Here is a 15,902-nt window from a genome sequence, read left to right as displayed (position 1 = left end):
GTCTAAGAATGTATACATATTTTAGAAATAATGTGCTTGCTTTTTAATTACACGTTTGTATAATGAATGTATTACACAAATGTATAACAAGGAGAAATAGGGATGAATAACAAAATCAAACGCTTGCCAGATGCTGAACTGGAAATTATGCTGGTGATTTGGCGAGCCGAGAGTTGGGTTAGCTCCTCTTATATTTTGAATCAACTGGGGGACAAACGTAAGTGGGCGCTTGCAACTTTGATGACAGTGCTGTCACGGCTGGTTGAAAAGGGCTTTCTATCTTGCGAAAAAGAAGGGCGGAGCAACCGTTATCTCGCTGCAATTTCTGAGACAGATTATAAAGAGAGCGAAGGGAAGTCTACCCTTGAAAAGCTTTTTGGCAACTCTGTGCAGGATATGGTGATGTCCTTATACAATGGGAAGGCGATTGATAAAAGCGATCTTGCTGAGTTGCGGGAACTGCTCGATAGAGTAGAAAAGGAGGAATCCTGATGATAACAGGTCTTTTTACAGATTTTCTGGTTATTTCTGTGACCATAAGTTTAGTTATTATCGGCTTAATCACATTAACTCCCTTGTTAAGAAAACATTATTCGGCTAAGTTGAGCTATTGGATATGGTTGATCCTAACCCTGCGATTATTGTTGCCATTCAACTTTTCCTTTACCAATCCTCCTGTGGCGATTCAGCTACCCGAAGGTCAGGCCATAGCAACTGTCTTTCAAAGCTCAGTGTCCCAGAATTTGCAGGCGGATACGTCAGTAATCTCTCAGCCGGTCCAGACAGGGGATGTAAGCCATATCCCTTCTATAACTAATATCTTAGCGTACATCTGGGTTACTGGAGCTGTGCTTTTTTTAGGGTATCATTTGCTTAGTTATTTCTTTTTCAGAAAACAGGTATTACGTTGGAGCAGCCCTCTTCAGAGAGAGGATATGTTCTCCAAGCTCAAACAAGTCGCTAAAGAAATGCATGTAACACCCGCCATTCCGGTTCTGATAAGCAGTAAAGTTCCGAATCCGATGCTAATGGGTTTTTACAAGCCAACACTATTCTTGCCGCATGATCAATATAGTGAGGAAGAGCTGGAGTTTATCTTAAAACATGAGCTGGTCCATTACAAAAGGCATGACATCATATATAAGCTACTGCTACTGATTGTGCAGGCACTGCATTGGTTTAATCCATTGGTCTGGTTCATGGCACGCGAAGCTGTCCGCGAAATTGAAATTTATTGTGATGACACCGTTGTACGTAAGCAAAATGCAGCATATCGAAAGAAATACTGCGAAGCTATTTTATCGGTTATGCAAAGTAATGCTACTCGGCATGTAGCTTTATCTACGAATTTTGCAGGAGGAAAACACTCGATGAAGCAGCGATTCGGCAGTATTTTAAATATGAAAGAAAAACGAAATGGAGTAGGCGCATTTCTTGCGGTCTTAATGGTGGTTGGTGTAACAGCAGTGCTAGCAGCCTGTACGAACCTAACCGGACAATCTACAGATACGGCGGCGCTCAAACCAGGTACTATCTATTCTTACAGCTCTAGTGGCGAACAAGTTGTTGTGCATGACGCTGGGAATACGTATTCCATGGACGAGGATGGTAATGTCTCTGTCTCATATCGGAAAGGGGAGATCCAAGCGCAAACGCCTTTAAAACTTGATACGACTGGAACTGAAATGGGGATGGGTAGAGCGGATACCGGATTTTATATCTCCGAGGACAAAACTGCAATTGTATATGGATTTGCGAATGGTAAAGAATCCCCTCTACATGTATTAATCAGCGATGACATGGGGAAATCGTGGAATAACTACAACATTGAAGGTGCTAAGGGTTATGATGCCAAGTTCATCGGGTTTACTGACAAGCAAAATGGTTGGATCGTCTCCGGAGGTTCTGCAGGTGTGGGACGTTCGCTAAATTATGTATACCAGACCTCTGACGGCGGGAAGACATGGACGGAGCTTGGAAATCCTAACGATTTATACGCGGAAAGTTTAGCCGGGGCAGGGTTTTCTAACAAGGATATCGGATTCTTAGGGTTCAGATATTATGAAGATAATGGGCCTGTTATTTATTGGACCAAAGATAAGGGTAAGTCATGGGAAAAGCTCGTGGTATCCCTACCGGAAACCTTTAATGAATATCAAAAAACGCCGCTTTCACCTATTTTTAATGGAAAAGAAGGATTGTATCCTATTCTGCTCAGCAAAGAGGGCAACACTGTAGGTACCATCTATCTGTCGAGTAAGGACAACGGCCTGAAGTGGACGTATGATTCAGCATATGATCAATTGGGCGATTCTAAATAAGAGCAAGTGGAGCAGGGGGTGGTCTACAAAGATCCCGCCCCTTTTTTATATGGTGGGCTGACGATTTTAATATGTAGTGGCTTTTAATTGTATTTCGTACAGCTATTTTCGCTCGAAAAACTCGCTCCTGAAGATAGTTGTATTTTGTACACCTATTTTTTAGTTTTTTGCCGCTAAAGCTGATAACTGTGATTTTTAATTGTATAGAATACAGTTAAAGTGAGAAGTTAGCCTTTTACAGACGAAATAAGTGTATAAAGTGCAGTTATCTCATAGGTTGCATAAAGTTAGAGCGATAAAAATATAGGGGGAGAACATAGTGGAAAGCCAGCTGCTGTTAGTGAGGAACGCAAGCTGCTGTCAGTGCGAAACGGATGCTCTATCGTAATTCGGCTGGGCATTTGAAAATTCTATGGATTAATCCCCGAGGGTTGCTCAAAGAAGACCTTAAAGTCGGATAGCTACGATTTATCATTATCTGCTTAAACTTCCGCTACAAACCAAAAACACCAGGCAGAGCTTCTCCAATAATCGGATAGTCAATGCCTGGTTGTCTTTTTACTATTTTTTTAATAACGAGACTTTATTTGAATCTATCATCATCTGCTTTAGTATAACGCCTCGTCACCGATAAAAGAGGAATAAATTACTTTTTCCAGCCTCCACCGCTATGTGAGGAGGACTCTACATAGTCTACGTTGATTTTGCCAGTGCTCGTTCCTACCTCAGTGTTGAAATTATATTGTCGCAGGTTCCAATCATCGAAGGTTCCCTGCCAGTCATTATCTACGATGAAGGTGTAACGTGTTGTGGCGGAATTAGTGCCTCGAATATGAGAGCAGACTGCTCGTGATCCGTAGATACCCATTTTATAGCCTTTGGAATTTTTAGTACTGCTGTCTAGCACTGATTTTATGCCTTGAAAATAAGGTACTATATTGTTTGTGATTTCGGTAGAGGTCATATCGCGGTCTATGGCAAAATAAATCGGAGTGCTGCTGGTTTGTCCCAAATCACTTGCTAAGCCTACAGCCGTTTCAGCATCTTTAACACCATTGGCTTTCGTAAAATGATCGAGCGATTTGCTGATTTGATAAAGGGATATGATATATAATCCCCCATCTGAAATCCGTGTAATCTCAGCTGAGGTGAGACCATCCTGATATCCTTCGACGCGATTCAAATATCGGCAAACGAATGTGAATTTATTATTTTTAAGTGTAGTTAATCTTGCTGCTGTTACATTTGTAGCTGTATCACAACCTAAAGCCATTGTAATTGCCTTCTTTCAATTATTTTGTTTAAGGTTTGGCGCCAACCTCCCTATCAATATATGAGAAAACTTTCACAGATTCTTGGGGGAACCACGAAATGAGAGAAAAAGAGGCAGATTGAGAGGATTAATAGAAGGAGAGACTTTGATCGCTTATTTTACTTTCATTATGGATGGAGGCGGGAAAGGTACGAGCGCTGCACTAGTAAAGGATGGGATTACTTATGTATCAGCTAGTCACTGGGAAGCGGCAGGGTTGAAGGTTGTATGGGATAAATCGCATCAAAGAGCGGAGTTTACTGGATGGGGAAAAAATAGCCGTTCGTATTGGAAGTAAACAGGGGGTTTATATCTAACAGATTCCGCAGGACAAACTCGCTTGCTAACGAACCTTGGTTCGCAGTTATTCGATGCTGTTCAATTCGATTTTCAGAAGACGCCGAAAGGTCTAATCTATCTAACCGTAACAGATGTTTACGGAGAACCACATATCAAAAATAAATGGTATACGATGATTATTAAGGATGGAATGGTCATTCGCCAGGAATGGACGAGGATTTTCTACTGATTAGGTCCAATCAACAAGGTTTCCTCATGATGATAGATCGCAAAACAAGTGCCAAAACATTGTTGTACAAGGCACTTCTTGACGTAGAGCAGCAAAAATATGCCGAAACAAACGACCTTCCTTTTTTTGGAGATAACCTGAAGTTCCTGAAAAGAGAAGGGGATGCCCTGCTTTTTAATAATGAATATGTACAAGACGGTAAGGTTTATAAGTTTATGCTGGACGGTTCATAATGGGGAGGCTGAGTGGCGTCTCCGCAGGTTATCATAGTAAGATTTGATCCCAAGGTTTAAGAACCTTGGTTTTTTTGCTAACTAGAATAGTATAAGATCATGCTTAAACGGGTCAATGATTCTCCTGGATTATAATATACATGGGGTTTGTCTGCGTTAAACGTGATAGAATCACCAGATTTTAATAGATATTCATTATCATTGACACGCAAAGACAATTCACCATCAAATACAGTGATTAATTCTTCAGTTCCTTCCATATGTGGATTGGCATCAAGGTATCCACCTTCGTCTATCTCGACTGTATAACCCTCAAATCGTTTGCTTTCATCAAATGGGAAAGATGGATACACTCGATATTTTCCGTTGTCTTCAAGCAGTGGTTGAATTTCATTTCTTAATATCACTCTTGTGTCAGGCTTTGGGTAATCTATTAGCGTAGAAAATGAAGTTTTTAATCCATTAGCGATCTTCCAAATGGTTGTAATGGTAGGTGTTGATTCGCCTCTTTCGATTTGACCAATCATTGTTTTGCTTACTCCTGTTAATTCTGCCACCTTTTCCAGGCTTAAATCTTTACTTCTTCTAATCTTTTTTATATTCTCCGCAATGATTTGATTTATCTCTTCCACGGTAATTCTCCACTCCCTATTTACTTTATAACGACCAAGATATACAATAAAACGCACATGAGGACGTTATAACGTTCGATAAATACATTATAACATACAAAAAGGGAAGGGGAGAAATGAGTTAGTGATTGTTTCTTTGTTTTTATATGCATTTGTTGCTAGCTTTACTCCGGGACCCAATAACATTATGGCAATGACTTTTGCAAACCAGTTTGGTTTACGAAAAACAATGAAATTCTGTTTAGGAGTGGGCACAGGTTTTTTCGTGATCATATTGTTATGTTGCTATTTTAATATACTTCTGATTAATCTTATCCCAAAGATTGAATCTATTATGGCTGTGATAGGCGGAGTCTACATGTTTTATTTAGCATTTAAAATTATTACAAGTAAACATCAAGAAAATGATGGAAGTGGCGATAAACACAACAGCTTTATTCCGGGTATGCTTTTACAATTTATTAATCCAAAAGGGATATTATATGGAATCACAGTTACATCTACATTTATTCTTACCTCTCATTCTTCCTATTTTAGTTTATTGAGTTACTCTATAGTCTTAGCTCTCATAGGTTTTATGGGCACTTTTAGTTGGTGTTTATGTGGTTCTCTTTTCAAAAAAATGATATCTAAATATAGAAGTCAATTTAATATACTGATGGGATTGTTGTTAGTGTATTGTGGAGTTTCGATAGTGATAGGATGAATAAATGAAGCCTCATGTCAATAACGCCATAACATTGAACCGGCTTGATAACCTGATCCCAATGTCCAAAATAACAAGTTATCGCCACGTTTGATCAAACCATGTTCAATTGCACAATATAAGGCCAGAAAGGGACTGCTTGTGCCAGTATAGCCATATTCGTCGGCTACATAAATTATTTTATGCTGATCCAGGTTCAGCTTAGCCTGAAGTAATTTAATATTAGCCAATGTAAATTGTGAAAAACAAAAAACTTGTATATCCTCGAATGTTAGGTGATGTTTGTTCAATAATTCAACAATAGATGTTTCCGCAAATCGTACACTGTCTATTCCGCTGAATCTCCCCCAGTGTAAGTAGCGGTGTTCAGCCCCATCACGCAAAGACTTAGCCAATCCTTGAGCGGGGTACACAATTTCTTCTGTAAAACGGCTGTCCGAAAGATACCTTACGTCAATTAATCCACTCTCTGAATGGTCTTTTTCTAAAATGAGGGCTACGGCGGCATCGCCAAAAATTGAATATGTTATTGGATGTGATGGATCAGCCCATAAATTTAAAAAATCCGAACCGATAACCAACGCTCTATCTCTATCAGGATCATCGTATAAAGTACGAGCAGCCTGTTCAACCGCAATAAACATTCCTATACAATTCCCATTCAAGTCATAGCAAAGCGTATCATCTTTACCTTTGATAGCTTTGTGAATAAGCAATGAATTCGTTGGTGATAGATATTCCGGAGTTGAGCTGGAAAAAAGAATCAGGTCTATATCTGCAGATTTCAATGTAGCACCATCAATTGCTTGTTGAGCGGCATTAATCGCCATCGTCAACGAGTTCTCCTTCGTTCCTTCAATAACATGGCGGTTTTTTCTGCCTGTCTTTTTAAGAATCCGCTTAATATCTATGCCTTGCTTTTGAAAATGGTCAATAAAATATTGGTTGTTAATCACTCTTTCAGGACAATAAATGGAGACTTGTTTTATCGAGATACCTTCTAACATAGCATGATCACCCCTTGTAATAATTTTGCAATCACATTACATTAAGTAATCTAAAAGTATCTGTTTACCTAACAACGCCTGCTCATTTCTATAAGCTTGTTTGTCCAAAAAAATTTGTGATGTTATAGTTTATTATCTTAATAAAGCATAACACTAATTAGTAAAAAATTCTATAAATTCCTAAAAGTGTAACAAAATCAACTAATCTAATATATCCACTAAAATTAAGTCCACAGCAACCATGTTGCGGGTGGACTTTTTTGCTTTTTATATTTTTGAATTAGGGATGAATAAATCAGTGGTACTTTACAAAAACTTTATTCGATTAAGTCACTACTTTGCCAAATCAGGAGGGGTTCTTATTAAACCATTTATCGTTATAGTAGCGCTATTACTCGTTACTGCTTGTTCGGGTAATAACTCGGCCAACAACCAAATGACTACTCAACAAACGAAGGTTGACAATCATGCTCGTAAAACTACTTCAACGTCAACTTTAACGCAAGCATCTTCCATTTCCACGGAGAATGCAGGGAATTCAACAATTAAGACTAAACAAGTTCCTGGCGATGTAACGAAATGGCTGGATGGGTTCATCCGCACCAATCCACCTACAGGAGGCACAACAGACCAAACAACGTATCCGCAGCAGTCGGCCAAACCACAATATTCTGCAAATCCGCAACATTCTGCTGTCCCGCAGAAGTCTGCAAATCCACAACCATCCGCCAATACATCCCAATCAGTACAGCAAGTATTGGATCTGGTGAATAAAGAAAGAACGAATGCAGGCTTGAAGCCCCTTAGTTTAAATAGCGAACTTTCGAAAATGGCTTTGGCTAAAGCGCAGGATATGTATGACAACAATTATTTTGACCATCAGTCTCCTACGTATGGATCTCCGTTTGATATGATGAAAGCCTTCGGGATCTCATACAATTCAGCAGGGGAAAACATCGCCAAAGGTCAGTCGAGTGCAGAAGAAGTAATGAACCAATGGATGAACAGTCCTGGCCATCGTGCCAACATCCTGAATAGCAGCTTCACAGAAATTGGAATAGGTTACTATAACAGCGAGTGGGTTCAAGAATTTATTGGTTAGTGCGATTAAAGTAATAAACTTAACAGGGGTGTCCTAATAAGCTAAAAGTGGCTGTAGGGCATCCCTACTTTTCTGAAGTCTGCAAAATGAGATAGGGGATATTGAATCCGTATAGAACGGGTTATTTTTTGTGTTTTTTTATATGATAACGAATGAAAGTGACCAATAGAATCAGAAGAAATGGCAGGGTGTAAGCTAGGTTAGTGATCAAGGGCCATGTAATATTCACGATTTCCTCAAGCTCAGACTCTTGTGTGTAAGTCGTTACAGATAACAGCAGGCAAACAAAAGCAAGAGGGAAAACAATTAAACGTTCATCCTTCAATCTCAGAAGCTCCTTTAGTACTTTAATAAGAATAAGCAGCAGGATAGAAGCCTTGAAATAGAAGCCGATAATGAGTGAAAAACCAATCACGGATTCGATTCTTTCAATGGTTTCCTGAAAATAAATGAGTCTCGCCAACTGATATAATGAATATTTTAAGCTGCCGGACAGTGGTCCCAGTACCATAATACTGCTAATGACAGAAGCAATTAACGTCAGGGCATTGATGATGAGTGCAAGATACATTTGTTTTCCCAGTTTAGAATTGTCTTCTTTACGCACGAACGGTAAAATCATCGAAAAAACGATAAGCTCGGAATAGGGAAAGCCATAGACTACATATGCAGCGCTTAGGATAGGCCTAAATCCATCAGGCATGATGGGCAGTAGGTATTCGGGATGATACAACCCTGCTACGAGTATCCAGACTAAGATGATAAATCCGAACATTAGTGACATTAGGACGGCTGCCATACGGGCAATCACTTCGATTCCAGCTAGAGCTGTCATCGCAATCGTTATAAAAAACATGGTATTTACCGCGTAAGTGGGCGTTTCTTTTAACATCGTACTTTTGAAAAAGGTTCCGATCTCAATTACAATTCCTGCGACATTCCAAAACAGCACACAAGTGAAAGGAATTAGGAGGACAAGGGTCAGTCCGTTTCCAAGTACGGAGCGGCTTTGTTCCACAAGCGAAAGATCTGGCGCTCGTCGGTTCAAATATAGAATGCCGGAAAGCAGAAGCATTCCTATGGCCGAGGCGATTAAGAGGGATATCCAGGCTCCGTTGCCGGCAAAGTTAGTTAATGATGCAGGGACGATGACGATTGAGGAACCGGTCATAAAGAAGAGAAACAGCATGGACATTTGGATCGAGCTAACACGTTCTTGCTTATTCATACGTTCCTCCTCATTCTTTAAGCTTATGAAATGGTTGGGTTGATCCAATGGACGATGTGCTCAGCTGGAGCCGTAAGTAAATTGAAGATGGAGTCTAAATTGGGCCATGGCTTAGCTGCAATAAAGATAAATCCGAGATAAAGTACGGGTAGTAATAATACTCCATAAACTACTCGATCGCGGATGGAGGCTTGCCTAAACCTTGGAATGTCATGGGCTAGCATAGCGGAAGCTAATAAGAGGACGCAGATTATTTTTCCCACCATAGCTACTTCTCCTTTGTTCCGAATATTGTACCTGAGTTCATTCCAGTGCTTAACACTTTGACATCAACGTTGATATCGAACTGAGTCTGGGCGAATGTATCCTTCCATTGAGGCTCTAGTTGTTTCCACAGCTGCGGATTTTTCCGGTAAATCTGATTGCCAATTCCGAGTGCGTCGATCTTTTTTGTTTTCAAAAACTTGGTTGCATGCTCAACCTGTTGTTCAACCTGAGTTATGACACGCTGCTCAAAAAGCTTCATGTCCTTATTGTTTTTTATATGTGAGCAACGTAATTCTCCGATCATCCCTTCAATAGCAATTTTTACACCGACGGATACAGAACCATTTTTCACGGTTGGAGTAAGCGTACTGTTGAAGGTAAGCACTTCAAGCGTTTCTTTTTTTCGCAGCGGTTCTTCGGTTTCATCCGGGCAAGGAAATTCTAGTACTCCATAGATATATCTATCCGTCAGCATCATGAATGCTTCTGTATCCTTTTCCTTTAGGATGTCAATCATTTTCCCGTCATGGATTACAGCCAGCCCAGATATCAATGGTTTATGATCCAAACTGGTCTTATGCAGGTAAGGGATGATGGAAGTATTGGAGGGGCTACACATTTGTATAGCCAGCTCATAGAGAGGAATCTTGGAAGTTTTTGCGGCATATAGAGCACCGCTCGTCTCCATTCTCTTATACTGTTGACCAATGGTCTGCTCGATAAACGGGTTGATATCTAAAAATGGTGCCGCAGATTGCTCAGCGATGAGAGGAAGAACGGTACCACGCGGTTCTTGATCTCTGGAGAAAAAATCAAGCACCTCCCGGATGTTCGAGGTTCTGGCTAGTTGCTCCCCGATTAATATGACACGCATATGATCCCATTTGGCTTTTCGACCAAATTTTGCCGGGATCTCCCTTATTGCTTCAAAAAAGGTTTCTCCACTTGTAACAATATTAATTCCCTTCGACGCTGGATCCCCTGCTTGTCCCATTTCTATTTTGGTGGAAGGATTATAGAAATGTGTCGTGATCACAATCCGATTGTCTTCGCTTTGGTCAATGGCGACCGCCTGCACATACCCATACTCGTCCAATTCTTTATTATCCCAGCATCCGCTAGTTAGAGTGAGTACAAGAAGGGAAATTAGTATGGTAGTAAGTCGCTTCACTATATCTACTTCCTTCCTGAAGTCTTTTTATATAGGTGTCGATTCCGTGGTGAATGAAGCAGCAGTCTTCTCGGAAGTAGAAAAATAGAATCACGTACTCTTTTGAGATCTAGCGGAGCTAACGAGTCTAAATACGGTTCTCCTAAAGAGCGCAAGGTAGCCAGATGGAGGTAAATTAGAATAAAACCGACCATGATGCCAAGTCCTCCGAACGTTGCCGCGAGAATCATTAAGGGAAACCGTAAAATCCGCAGCGCAATTGCCATATTGTATTGAGGTAGCGCAAATGAGGCAATGCCCGTCAAAGCGACGACAATGACCATGACCGGAGAGGCAATCTGCGATTGAATAGCCGCTTGTCCAATGACCAATGCTCCAACGATACTGACGGCCGATCCAATCGGTCTGGGTAAGCGTATGCCCGCCTCTCTCAAAAGCTCAAAGAAAAACTCCATGATCAAAGCTTCAACCATAGCCGGAAAGGGGATTCCTTCGCGTGTGTTTAGAATGGCAAGCAGCAGAACCGTGGGAATTAGTTCGGAATGGAAGTTGGATAAGGCAATATAGGTACTGGGTAACAGCAGGGCGATGATGAAGGCAGCGACCCTAATCAATCTTATCAATGATGAAAAAATGGTTCGGTAGTAATAATCTTCGCTATTCGTAAAAAACTCCATGAAATTCCCGGGACAGATCAGAATGGAAGGACTTCCGTTAACCATAGCAATAATCTTCCCGTCTAGCAGAGCTGTTATAGCTGTATCCGGTCGTTCTGTGTAGCGGACTTGTGGAAATGGTGAGTAGAGAGAATCACCGATCCACTCTTCGAGATAGGAGACGTCAAGAATTTCTTCCTGATCAATACTTGCTATACGTTGTTTGAATTGATTTAATGCTTCTGGTTTCACCACTCCATCCAGATAACCATAGGACAACGTTCTTTGAACCTGCTTACCAGAGGTAAAGAACTCGAACTTAAGATTAGTAGATTTTAGCAAACTACGAATAACACCTATATTACGCTCTAAGCTTTCTATAAAGCTGACGTGGGGACCTTGAACAGTAGGCTCTGAAATGGGCTCAGAGGTTTGGCGCTGTTCTACATCAAAGGCATAATAGGCAACGGCTTTTTGCCAACCTGTAAAGAAAAGGACAACTTTCCCATCAAGAATCCCCTTAATGGCTTGACCGATATTGTCCATTAATTCAAGCAGCGGTGATGAAACACCATTTTTTTCAAAATAAGAGATGACATCTTCAACGGTTACGTCCAAGGTGGGCCCCAGCTCATGCGGAACTATATTTTGCAAGACATCTTTAAAATAATTTGTAGGGTCAGACTTAGTAAGTGTATTGAAATAGACGGATGAGGCTTCATACTTAAGATCCGGGCCATAATGCCATGGAATAACCTTTAGGTCTGAGCAATTGGCAAAACAGTCATTAATAATCTGCAAGTTGTCTTCGAGAGACGCAGAGATAGCATGGGAAAAAAGATCCTTCATTGAAAGCTCATTTTCGGCTTCGATTTGAGGGGGCACCTTAGGATTAGACGGAGGCGTCTTGGCGATAAAAAATTTCCGCATGCAATTCTCCTTAAATAAATTAGATGTTAAGTGTGATTTTTATCTTCTCCCTTATTTAGGAATTTATTCGGAAGATAGAGATAGATCAAATTCTTCGCAAAATGAACAATTGGAACTGGCTCATGGAGGAGTTGCGATGTTATAATGAACATAATTTTTTCAGGAGGTGCTCCTTGTGACCCATTCCATTCGTTTATGGTAGTCCGTGGTGCAAGACAAGTGGACTCATTCATTTTTTTGAGATAAGGAAATGAGTTTATTTGTGATGTGCCTGTTTCAGTGTGCCTATGCTCATGGAATGAGTTTATCTAAGTTTTTAATCAAAGGAGATGACCTTATGCAAATACAATGGAAAAAAGCCTTCGCCCTTATTTTTAGCGGACAGATTTTCTCGATTCTCACGAGTTCGATGGTTCAATTCGCGGTGATCTGGCACTTGACGGAATCGACAGGGTCAGCGGCAGTTTTGATGATTGCTGGGTTGGCAGCGTTTTTGCCGCAAGCGGTCTTGGGTCCTTTCGTAGGGGTTTGGCTGGACCGTTGGAATCGTAAAATAACAATGATTATTGCTGATAGCGCAATAGCGCTTTTCAGTCTGATATTAGGTATTTATTTCATGTGGGGGGAACCGGGACTTGGTTTTGTGTATGTCATTCTGAGCTTGCGTTCGGCGGCTTCGGCCTTTCATGCCCCGGCTTTTCAGGCGGCTGTTCCGTTGATTGCACCTGAAGAAGAATTGACAAGAGTCGCGGGCTGGCAGCAGATGGTGTTCTCTTTCTCGAATGTAATTGGTCCTGCACTTGGGATAGCGGTTTACTCGGCAACTTCGCTTGGGGCGGTATTGCTACTCGATGTGGCCGGGGCTTTGATTGCGAATCTGATGCTGTTCATGGTGAAGATCCATCAGCCTAAAGTGCAGGCTACAGCTGCGCCGTCTTTCGTTCAAGAATTCCGTTTGGGTTGGAACGCACTCATTCAAGCGAAACCCATTGTGTTGATTACGGGGGCTACTGCGGTGTTTAGTATCGCATTTATGCCGCTGGCGACACTGTTTCCTTATATGACTTTGTCTCATTTTGGCCGTGGAGGATACAGTGCCAGCCTGGTGGAAGCGGTGTTCAGCATCGGGATGATTTTAGGTGGTCTGCTATTGTCGATGTTCTCATCAAAATGGAGCGACATTAGCTATATGAGCGTAGGTCTGCTAGTCATCGGTCTTACCTGTGTGATCAGTGGTTTGATTGGTCCGAATGCATTTGTGATCTTTGCCATTCTCTCGTTCTTCATGGGCAGTGCGGCACCCTTCTTCAATGGTCCCTTCATGGCGATGATCCAGCGTTCTTTTGAACCCGAGATGCTTGGGCGTGTCATTTCACTTGTGACCAGCATTATGATGTTGTCTTCGCCAATTGGACTGCTGTTGGCAGGACCTGTAGTGGATCGATACGGAGTGCAGCTATGGTTCCTTGGTTCAGGAATTGTGGTGATGCTGACCGCTCTGTTTATTTTCATCCAGTTTCGGCGGCTGGCGTCCGCGATTCCGATGAATTGATTAGGGTAAAAAACTTTCCTATGAAAAGAGTTTATTGGCCGGTCCGAAAGGATCGGCTTTTTGGCGGTTCTTCATATTTTTCCAAATTATAATATGATAGAATTACGTTCACTTGGAGGGATACATAATATGAATCTTAACATTGCTATCTGTGACGATCAGAGGCAAGATGCCTCGCGGTTGGAAGAATTACTCAAGAAGCAGATGACTAGCCTGCAAGGGATGACCGCCTCTATTGAGATTTATGAATCAGGCCAAACCCTGCTTCAGACAATGACGTCTACCGCATACGATATAGTTTATCTGGATATGGAGATGCCCGAGTATAACGGTATAGAAGTTGCAGAGAAGATCCGGCTCAAAGATGCCAGGGTATTAATTATTTATGTCACCAGCCATACAAGTTATATGAGAAGAAGCTTTGCGGTTCATCCCTTTCGCTATTTGCTGAAACCTATTGATGAACATGAATTGCAGACCGCCACAGTCAAAGCCATTCAGCAATGCTTGCAAAGAAACAATGTGCTGACATTCTCAATCCATCATATGAGCTATAATTTAAGGGTAGATGATATTATGTATATCACGGTAGAACGAGGTAAAAAGTTGGTCCTTTATACTGAACAAGAGACTTACTCGTATTATGGCAAACTGGGAGAGTTGGAAGGACAGCTGGGATCACATGATTTCTGTCGCGTACATACGGGATTCCTAGTAAATTGGCTGCATGTTCGTTCTTTAAGCAAGGAACTTATTCAGCTGAAGAACGGGGTGGAACTTCCAGTCAGCCGCAGTAAAAGCTCTGATTCTTTACGGTCTTACCATGCCTTTATAGAAAAGAGGCTCTTAAGATAAATGTCTTTCATCCGGGAGATTAGTCCTTACTTTTTTGGTGTATTTATGCTCATCCTTATATATGTTCCGCAAGGGGTCACATTTTATATTTTTCTCAAGAAATTTCTAATCCTGAACAGGAGCAAAAAGTCATTTATAGGCTGTCTTATTATCTTTTATATGGTTAAATCGCTTACTGCTGCTAGCTTATCTCTAGTTGATTCGGTCATCCTTCACCTGATTGTGTATAGTCTGATTACTATTGTTTATTTCCGCGGCAGTGTGCTACAAAAGCTGTTCTTTAGCAGTTTCTATACAGTGTTTACGGTTGTTATTGAAATGCTGGTATGGTATGGGATTCAGCATATCCCGCTCAATACCGGTGGAATAAATGAAGCTAATTTTTGGTGGTTATCTTTTTCTTTCCTATTTGTTATCTTGCTAAGCATCATGTTATGTCTGCTATTGTTGCGGTTATTCAAAGTGGACACCACTACGTTATTGTCGAATCAGGATTGGGCTGTGTTGAATCTTGTTTCGGCGGGTTCTTTGCTTATTATTATTGTGAATCTGAGACATTCCAGTGATAAACCTTTTAATATTCCGCTTGATTTTGTATTCATCCTGCTTGGGATTCTTGTAATTAATGTGGCTGTAATGTTTATATATCAAAAGTTAATGAAACGGATGCAGATCGAATTCCATAATCATGTGCTTCAGCAGCAAGTGAAGGATTACACGAGTAAACTGAAAGATAATCAGGAAGCACAGCGTTTGCGGCATGATCTGAATCATGTGCTGATCCTTATTCATTCTCTGCTGGATGAAGGCGCTTTAGAAGAAGCCAAGCGATATATTGCAGAGGTTGCTTCGACACAGGAGGCGGGAGAAAAGTTTATTTCTTCTGGAAATATTGCTATTGATGCCATTTATAATGAGAAATTCGCAAAAGCTGAGCTACATCAAGTTACAATGCAATCTCATTTTCGCATCCCGCAGGACCTGTCACTTGCAGGCAAAGAGGTTGATATTGCAATTATTCTAGGCAATGCATTAGATAATGCAATTGAAGGGGTTCAGAGATTACCAGAGTCAGAGCAGAATGTTATTGAGCTGGAAGTAATTTATACCGAAGGGTTATTGGTGATTTCTTTAAAGAATCCTGCATCTCTGCTTACAGAGGACGGGCAGGGCTCTTTTTTGTCCAGCAAGCGGAACTTTGGGAGTAGAGGGTTCGGAATCGAAAGCATTGAGTATGCGGTTCAACAGCTTCAAGGAAGCGTCAGTTTCAGATATGAGAATGGGCAGTTCATGATGTTGGCGGTATTACCACTGCCTGAGTAGCAATCCGAAACCAACTACTCCACCTAACCTGCAAGTTACGGTCTCTTCCCGCGGGCAAGCAGCGGTCCATGATATATT

At 41.1% G+C, this 15,902-nt stretch carries 17 protein-coding genes; 10 read left to right on the top strand and 7 right to left on the bottom strand.

Annotated elements, in window-relative coordinates; all coding sequences use genetic code 11:
- Positions 1 to 102: 102 nt before the first annotated feature.
- Positions 103 to 492: a BlaI/MecI/CopY family transcriptional regulator gene (locus NYE72_RS19405; RefSeq protein WP_339210266.1), complete on the top strand. Its 390-nt coding sequence runs from the start codon at positions 103 to 105 to the stop codon at positions 490 to 492.
- Positions 492 to 2,321: a M56 family metallopeptidase gene (locus tag NYE72_RS19400; protein WP_339210264.1), complete on the top strand. Its 1,830-nt coding sequence runs from the start codon at positions 492 to 494 to the stop codon at positions 2,319 to 2,321. The genes NYE72_RS19405 and NYE72_RS19400 overlap by 1 nt, the downstream gene beginning before the upstream one ends.
- A gap of 646 nt (positions 2,322 to 2,967) precedes the next feature.
- Here the strand turns inward: NYE72_RS19400 and NYE72_RS19395 are convergent.
- On the bottom strand, positions 2,968 to 3,594 hold the full coding sequence (locus NYE72_RS19395) for a glycoside hydrolase domain-containing protein (RefSeq protein ID WP_036688810.1): 627 nt from the start codon (positions 3,592 to 3,594) through the stop codon (positions 2,968 to 2,970).
- 118 nt (positions 3,595 to 3,712) lie between these two features.
- Here NYE72_RS19395 and NYE72_RS19390 point away from each other — a divergent pair, with 118 nt between their 5' ends.
- From NYE72_RS19390 to NYE72_RS19380, 3 genes are read left to right on the top strand one after another with little or no spacing between them, the layout of a single operon-like run.
- Complete coding sequence (locus NYE72_RS19390; RefSeq protein ID WP_155288149.1) at positions 3,713 to 3,931, top strand: hypothetical protein; 219 nt, start codon at positions 3,713 to 3,715, stop codon at positions 3,929 to 3,931.
- A 42-nt stretch (positions 3,932 to 3,973) separates the two neighbouring features.
- Complete coding sequence (locus tag NYE72_RS19385) at positions 3,974 to 4,162, top strand: hypothetical protein (RefSeq protein ID WP_038572124.1); 189 nt, start codon at positions 3,974 to 3,976, stop codon at positions 4,160 to 4,162.
- Positions 4,163 to 4,188: 26 nt separating this feature from the next.
- Positions 4,189 to 4,395: a hypothetical protein gene (locus NYE72_RS19380; protein ID WP_143767710.1), complete on the top strand. Its 207-nt coding sequence runs from the start codon at positions 4,189 to 4,191 to the stop codon at positions 4,393 to 4,395.
- A gap of 77 nt (positions 4,396 to 4,472) precedes the next feature.
- Here the strand turns inward: NYE72_RS19380 and NYE72_RS19375 are convergent, their stop codons facing one another.
- Positions 4,473 to 5,027: an XRE family transcriptional regulator gene (locus NYE72_RS19375; RefSeq protein ID WP_038572120.1), complete on the bottom strand. Its 555-nt coding sequence runs from the start codon at positions 5,025 to 5,027 to the stop codon at positions 4,473 to 4,475.
- Positions 5,028 to 5,151: 124 nt separating this feature from the next.
- On the opposite strand from NYE72_RS19375, the gene NYE72_RS19370 reads away from it, so the two are divergent.
- The gene (locus NYE72_RS19370; RefSeq protein WP_076213374.1) at positions 5,152 to 5,733 is read left to right on the top strand and encodes a LysE family transporter; all 582 of its coding nucleotides are present in this window, start codon (positions 5,152 to 5,154) and stop codon (positions 5,731 to 5,733) included.
- A 17-nt stretch (positions 5,734 to 5,750) separates the two neighbouring features.
- Here the strand turns inward: NYE72_RS19370 and NYE72_RS19365 are convergent, their stop codons facing one another.
- Entirely contained in the window at positions 5,751 to 6,740 is a 990-nt protein-coding gene (locus NYE72_RS19365; RefSeq protein ID WP_036688791.1) for a ketoacyl-ACP synthase III, read from the bottom strand.
- Between the two features lie 298 nt (positions 6,741 to 7,038).
- Here NYE72_RS19365 and NYE72_RS19360 point away from each other — a divergent pair, with 298 nt between their 5' ends.
- A complete protein-coding gene (locus NYE72_RS19360) occupies positions 7,039 to 7,842 on the top strand; it encodes a CAP domain-containing protein (protein WP_235219570.1) in 804 nt (267 codons plus the stop codon).
- 121 nt (positions 7,843 to 7,963) lie between these two features.
- Here the strand turns inward: NYE72_RS19360 and NYE72_RS19355 are convergent, their stop codons facing one another.
- The 4 genes from NYE72_RS19355 to NYE72_RS19340 are packed head-to-tail and all read right to left on the bottom strand — an operon-like array spanning position 7,964 to position 12,094.
- The gene (locus NYE72_RS19355; protein ID WP_036688787.1) at positions 7,964 to 9,070 is read right to left on the bottom strand and encodes an endospore germination permease; all 1,107 of its coding nucleotides are present in this window, start codon (positions 9,068 to 9,070) and stop codon (positions 7,964 to 7,966) included.
- A gap of 23 nt (positions 9,071 to 9,093) precedes the next feature.
- Entirely contained in the window at positions 9,094 to 9,336 is a 243-nt protein-coding gene (locus tag NYE72_RS19350) for a hypothetical protein (RefSeq protein WP_036688786.1), read from the bottom strand.
- 2 nt (positions 9,337 to 9,338) lie between these two features.
- Entirely contained in the window at positions 9,339 to 10,508 is a 1,170-nt protein-coding gene (locus NYE72_RS19345; RefSeq protein ID WP_036688784.1) for a Ger(x)C family spore germination protein, read from the bottom strand.
- A gap of 5 nt (positions 10,509 to 10,513) precedes the next feature.
- Complete coding sequence (locus NYE72_RS19340) at positions 10,514 to 12,094, bottom strand: spore germination protein (protein ID WP_080742525.1); 1,581 nt, start codon at positions 12,092 to 12,094, stop codon at positions 10,514 to 10,516.
- Between the two features lie 337 nt (positions 12,095 to 12,431).
- Here NYE72_RS19340 and NYE72_RS19335 point away from each other — a divergent pair, with 337 nt between their 5' ends.
- From NYE72_RS19335 to NYE72_RS19325, 3 genes are all read left to right on the top strand, one after another.
- Positions 12,432 to 13,646 (top strand): MFS transporter, encoded by a 1,215-nt coding sequence (locus NYE72_RS19335; RefSeq protein WP_038572114.1) that lies wholly within the window; start codon positions 12,432 to 12,434, stop codon positions 13,644 to 13,646.
- A 129-nt stretch (positions 13,647 to 13,775) separates the two neighbouring features.
- Positions 13,776 to 14,501, top strand: coding sequence for a LytTR family DNA-binding domain-containing protein (locus tag NYE72_RS19330; RefSeq protein WP_076134406.1), 726 nt, complete (start codon positions 13,776 to 13,778; stop codon positions 14,499 to 14,501).
- Complete coding sequence (locus tag NYE72_RS19325) at positions 14,502 to 15,824, top strand: sensor histidine kinase (protein ID WP_076100280.1); 1,323 nt, start codon at positions 14,502 to 14,504, stop codon at positions 15,822 to 15,824.
- Positions 15,825 to 15,902: the final 78 nt, after the last annotated feature.

Source organism: Paenibacillus sp. FSL L8-0333 (genome assembly GCF_037965665.1).
GTDB classification, from domain to species: Bacteria; Bacillota; Bacilli; order Paenibacillales; family Paenibacillaceae; genus Paenibacillus_AQ; species Paenibacillus_AQ odorifer.
The sequence above is the reverse complement of the archived record's forward strand: the minus strand, read 5'-3'. Positions and strand labels throughout refer to the sequence as shown.

Bases quoted from the DNA above. Each gene is read 5' to 3' on its own strand.
- NYE72_RS19405 (WP_339210266.1), top strand. From the start codon at position 103: ATGAATAACAAAATCAAACGCTTGCCAGATGCTGAACTGGAAATTATG.
- NYE72_RS19400 (WP_339210264.1), top strand. From the start codon at position 492: ATGATAACAGGTCTTTTTACAGATTTTCTGGTTATTTCTGTGACCATA.
- NYE72_RS19395 (WP_036688810.1), bottom strand. From the start codon at position 3,594: ATGGCTTTAGGTTGTGATACAGCTACAAATGTAACAGCAGCAAGATTA.
- NYE72_RS19380 (WP_143767710.1), top strand. From the start codon at position 4,189: ATGATGATAGATCGCAAAACAAGTGCCAAAACATTGTTGTACAAGGCA.
- NYE72_RS19365 (WP_036688791.1), bottom strand. From the start codon at position 6,740: ATGTTAGAAGGTATCTCGATAAAACAAGTCTCCATTTATTGTCCTGAA.
- NYE72_RS19355 (WP_036688787.1), bottom strand. From the start codon at position 9,070: ATGAATAAGCAAGAACGTGTTAGCTCGATCCAAATGTCCATGCTGTTT.
- NYE72_RS19350 (WP_036688786.1), bottom strand. From the start codon at position 9,336: ATGGTGGGAAAAATAATCTGCGTCCTCTTATTAGCTTCCGCTATGCTA.
- NYE72_RS19340 (WP_080742525.1), bottom strand. From the start codon at position 12,094: ATGCGGAAATTTTTTATCGCCAAGACGCCTCCGTCTAATCCTAAGGTG.
- NYE72_RS19335 (WP_038572114.1), top strand. From the start codon at position 12,432: ATGCAAATACAATGGAAAAAAGCCTTCGCCCTTATTTTTAGCGGACAG.
- NYE72_RS19330 (WP_076134406.1), top strand. From the start codon at position 13,776: ATGAATCTTAACATTGCTATCTGTGACGATCAGAGGCAAGATGCCTCG.
- NYE72_RS19325 (WP_076100280.1), top strand. From the start codon at position 14,502: ATGTCTTTCATCCGGGAGATTAGTCCTTACTTTTTTGGTGTATTTATG.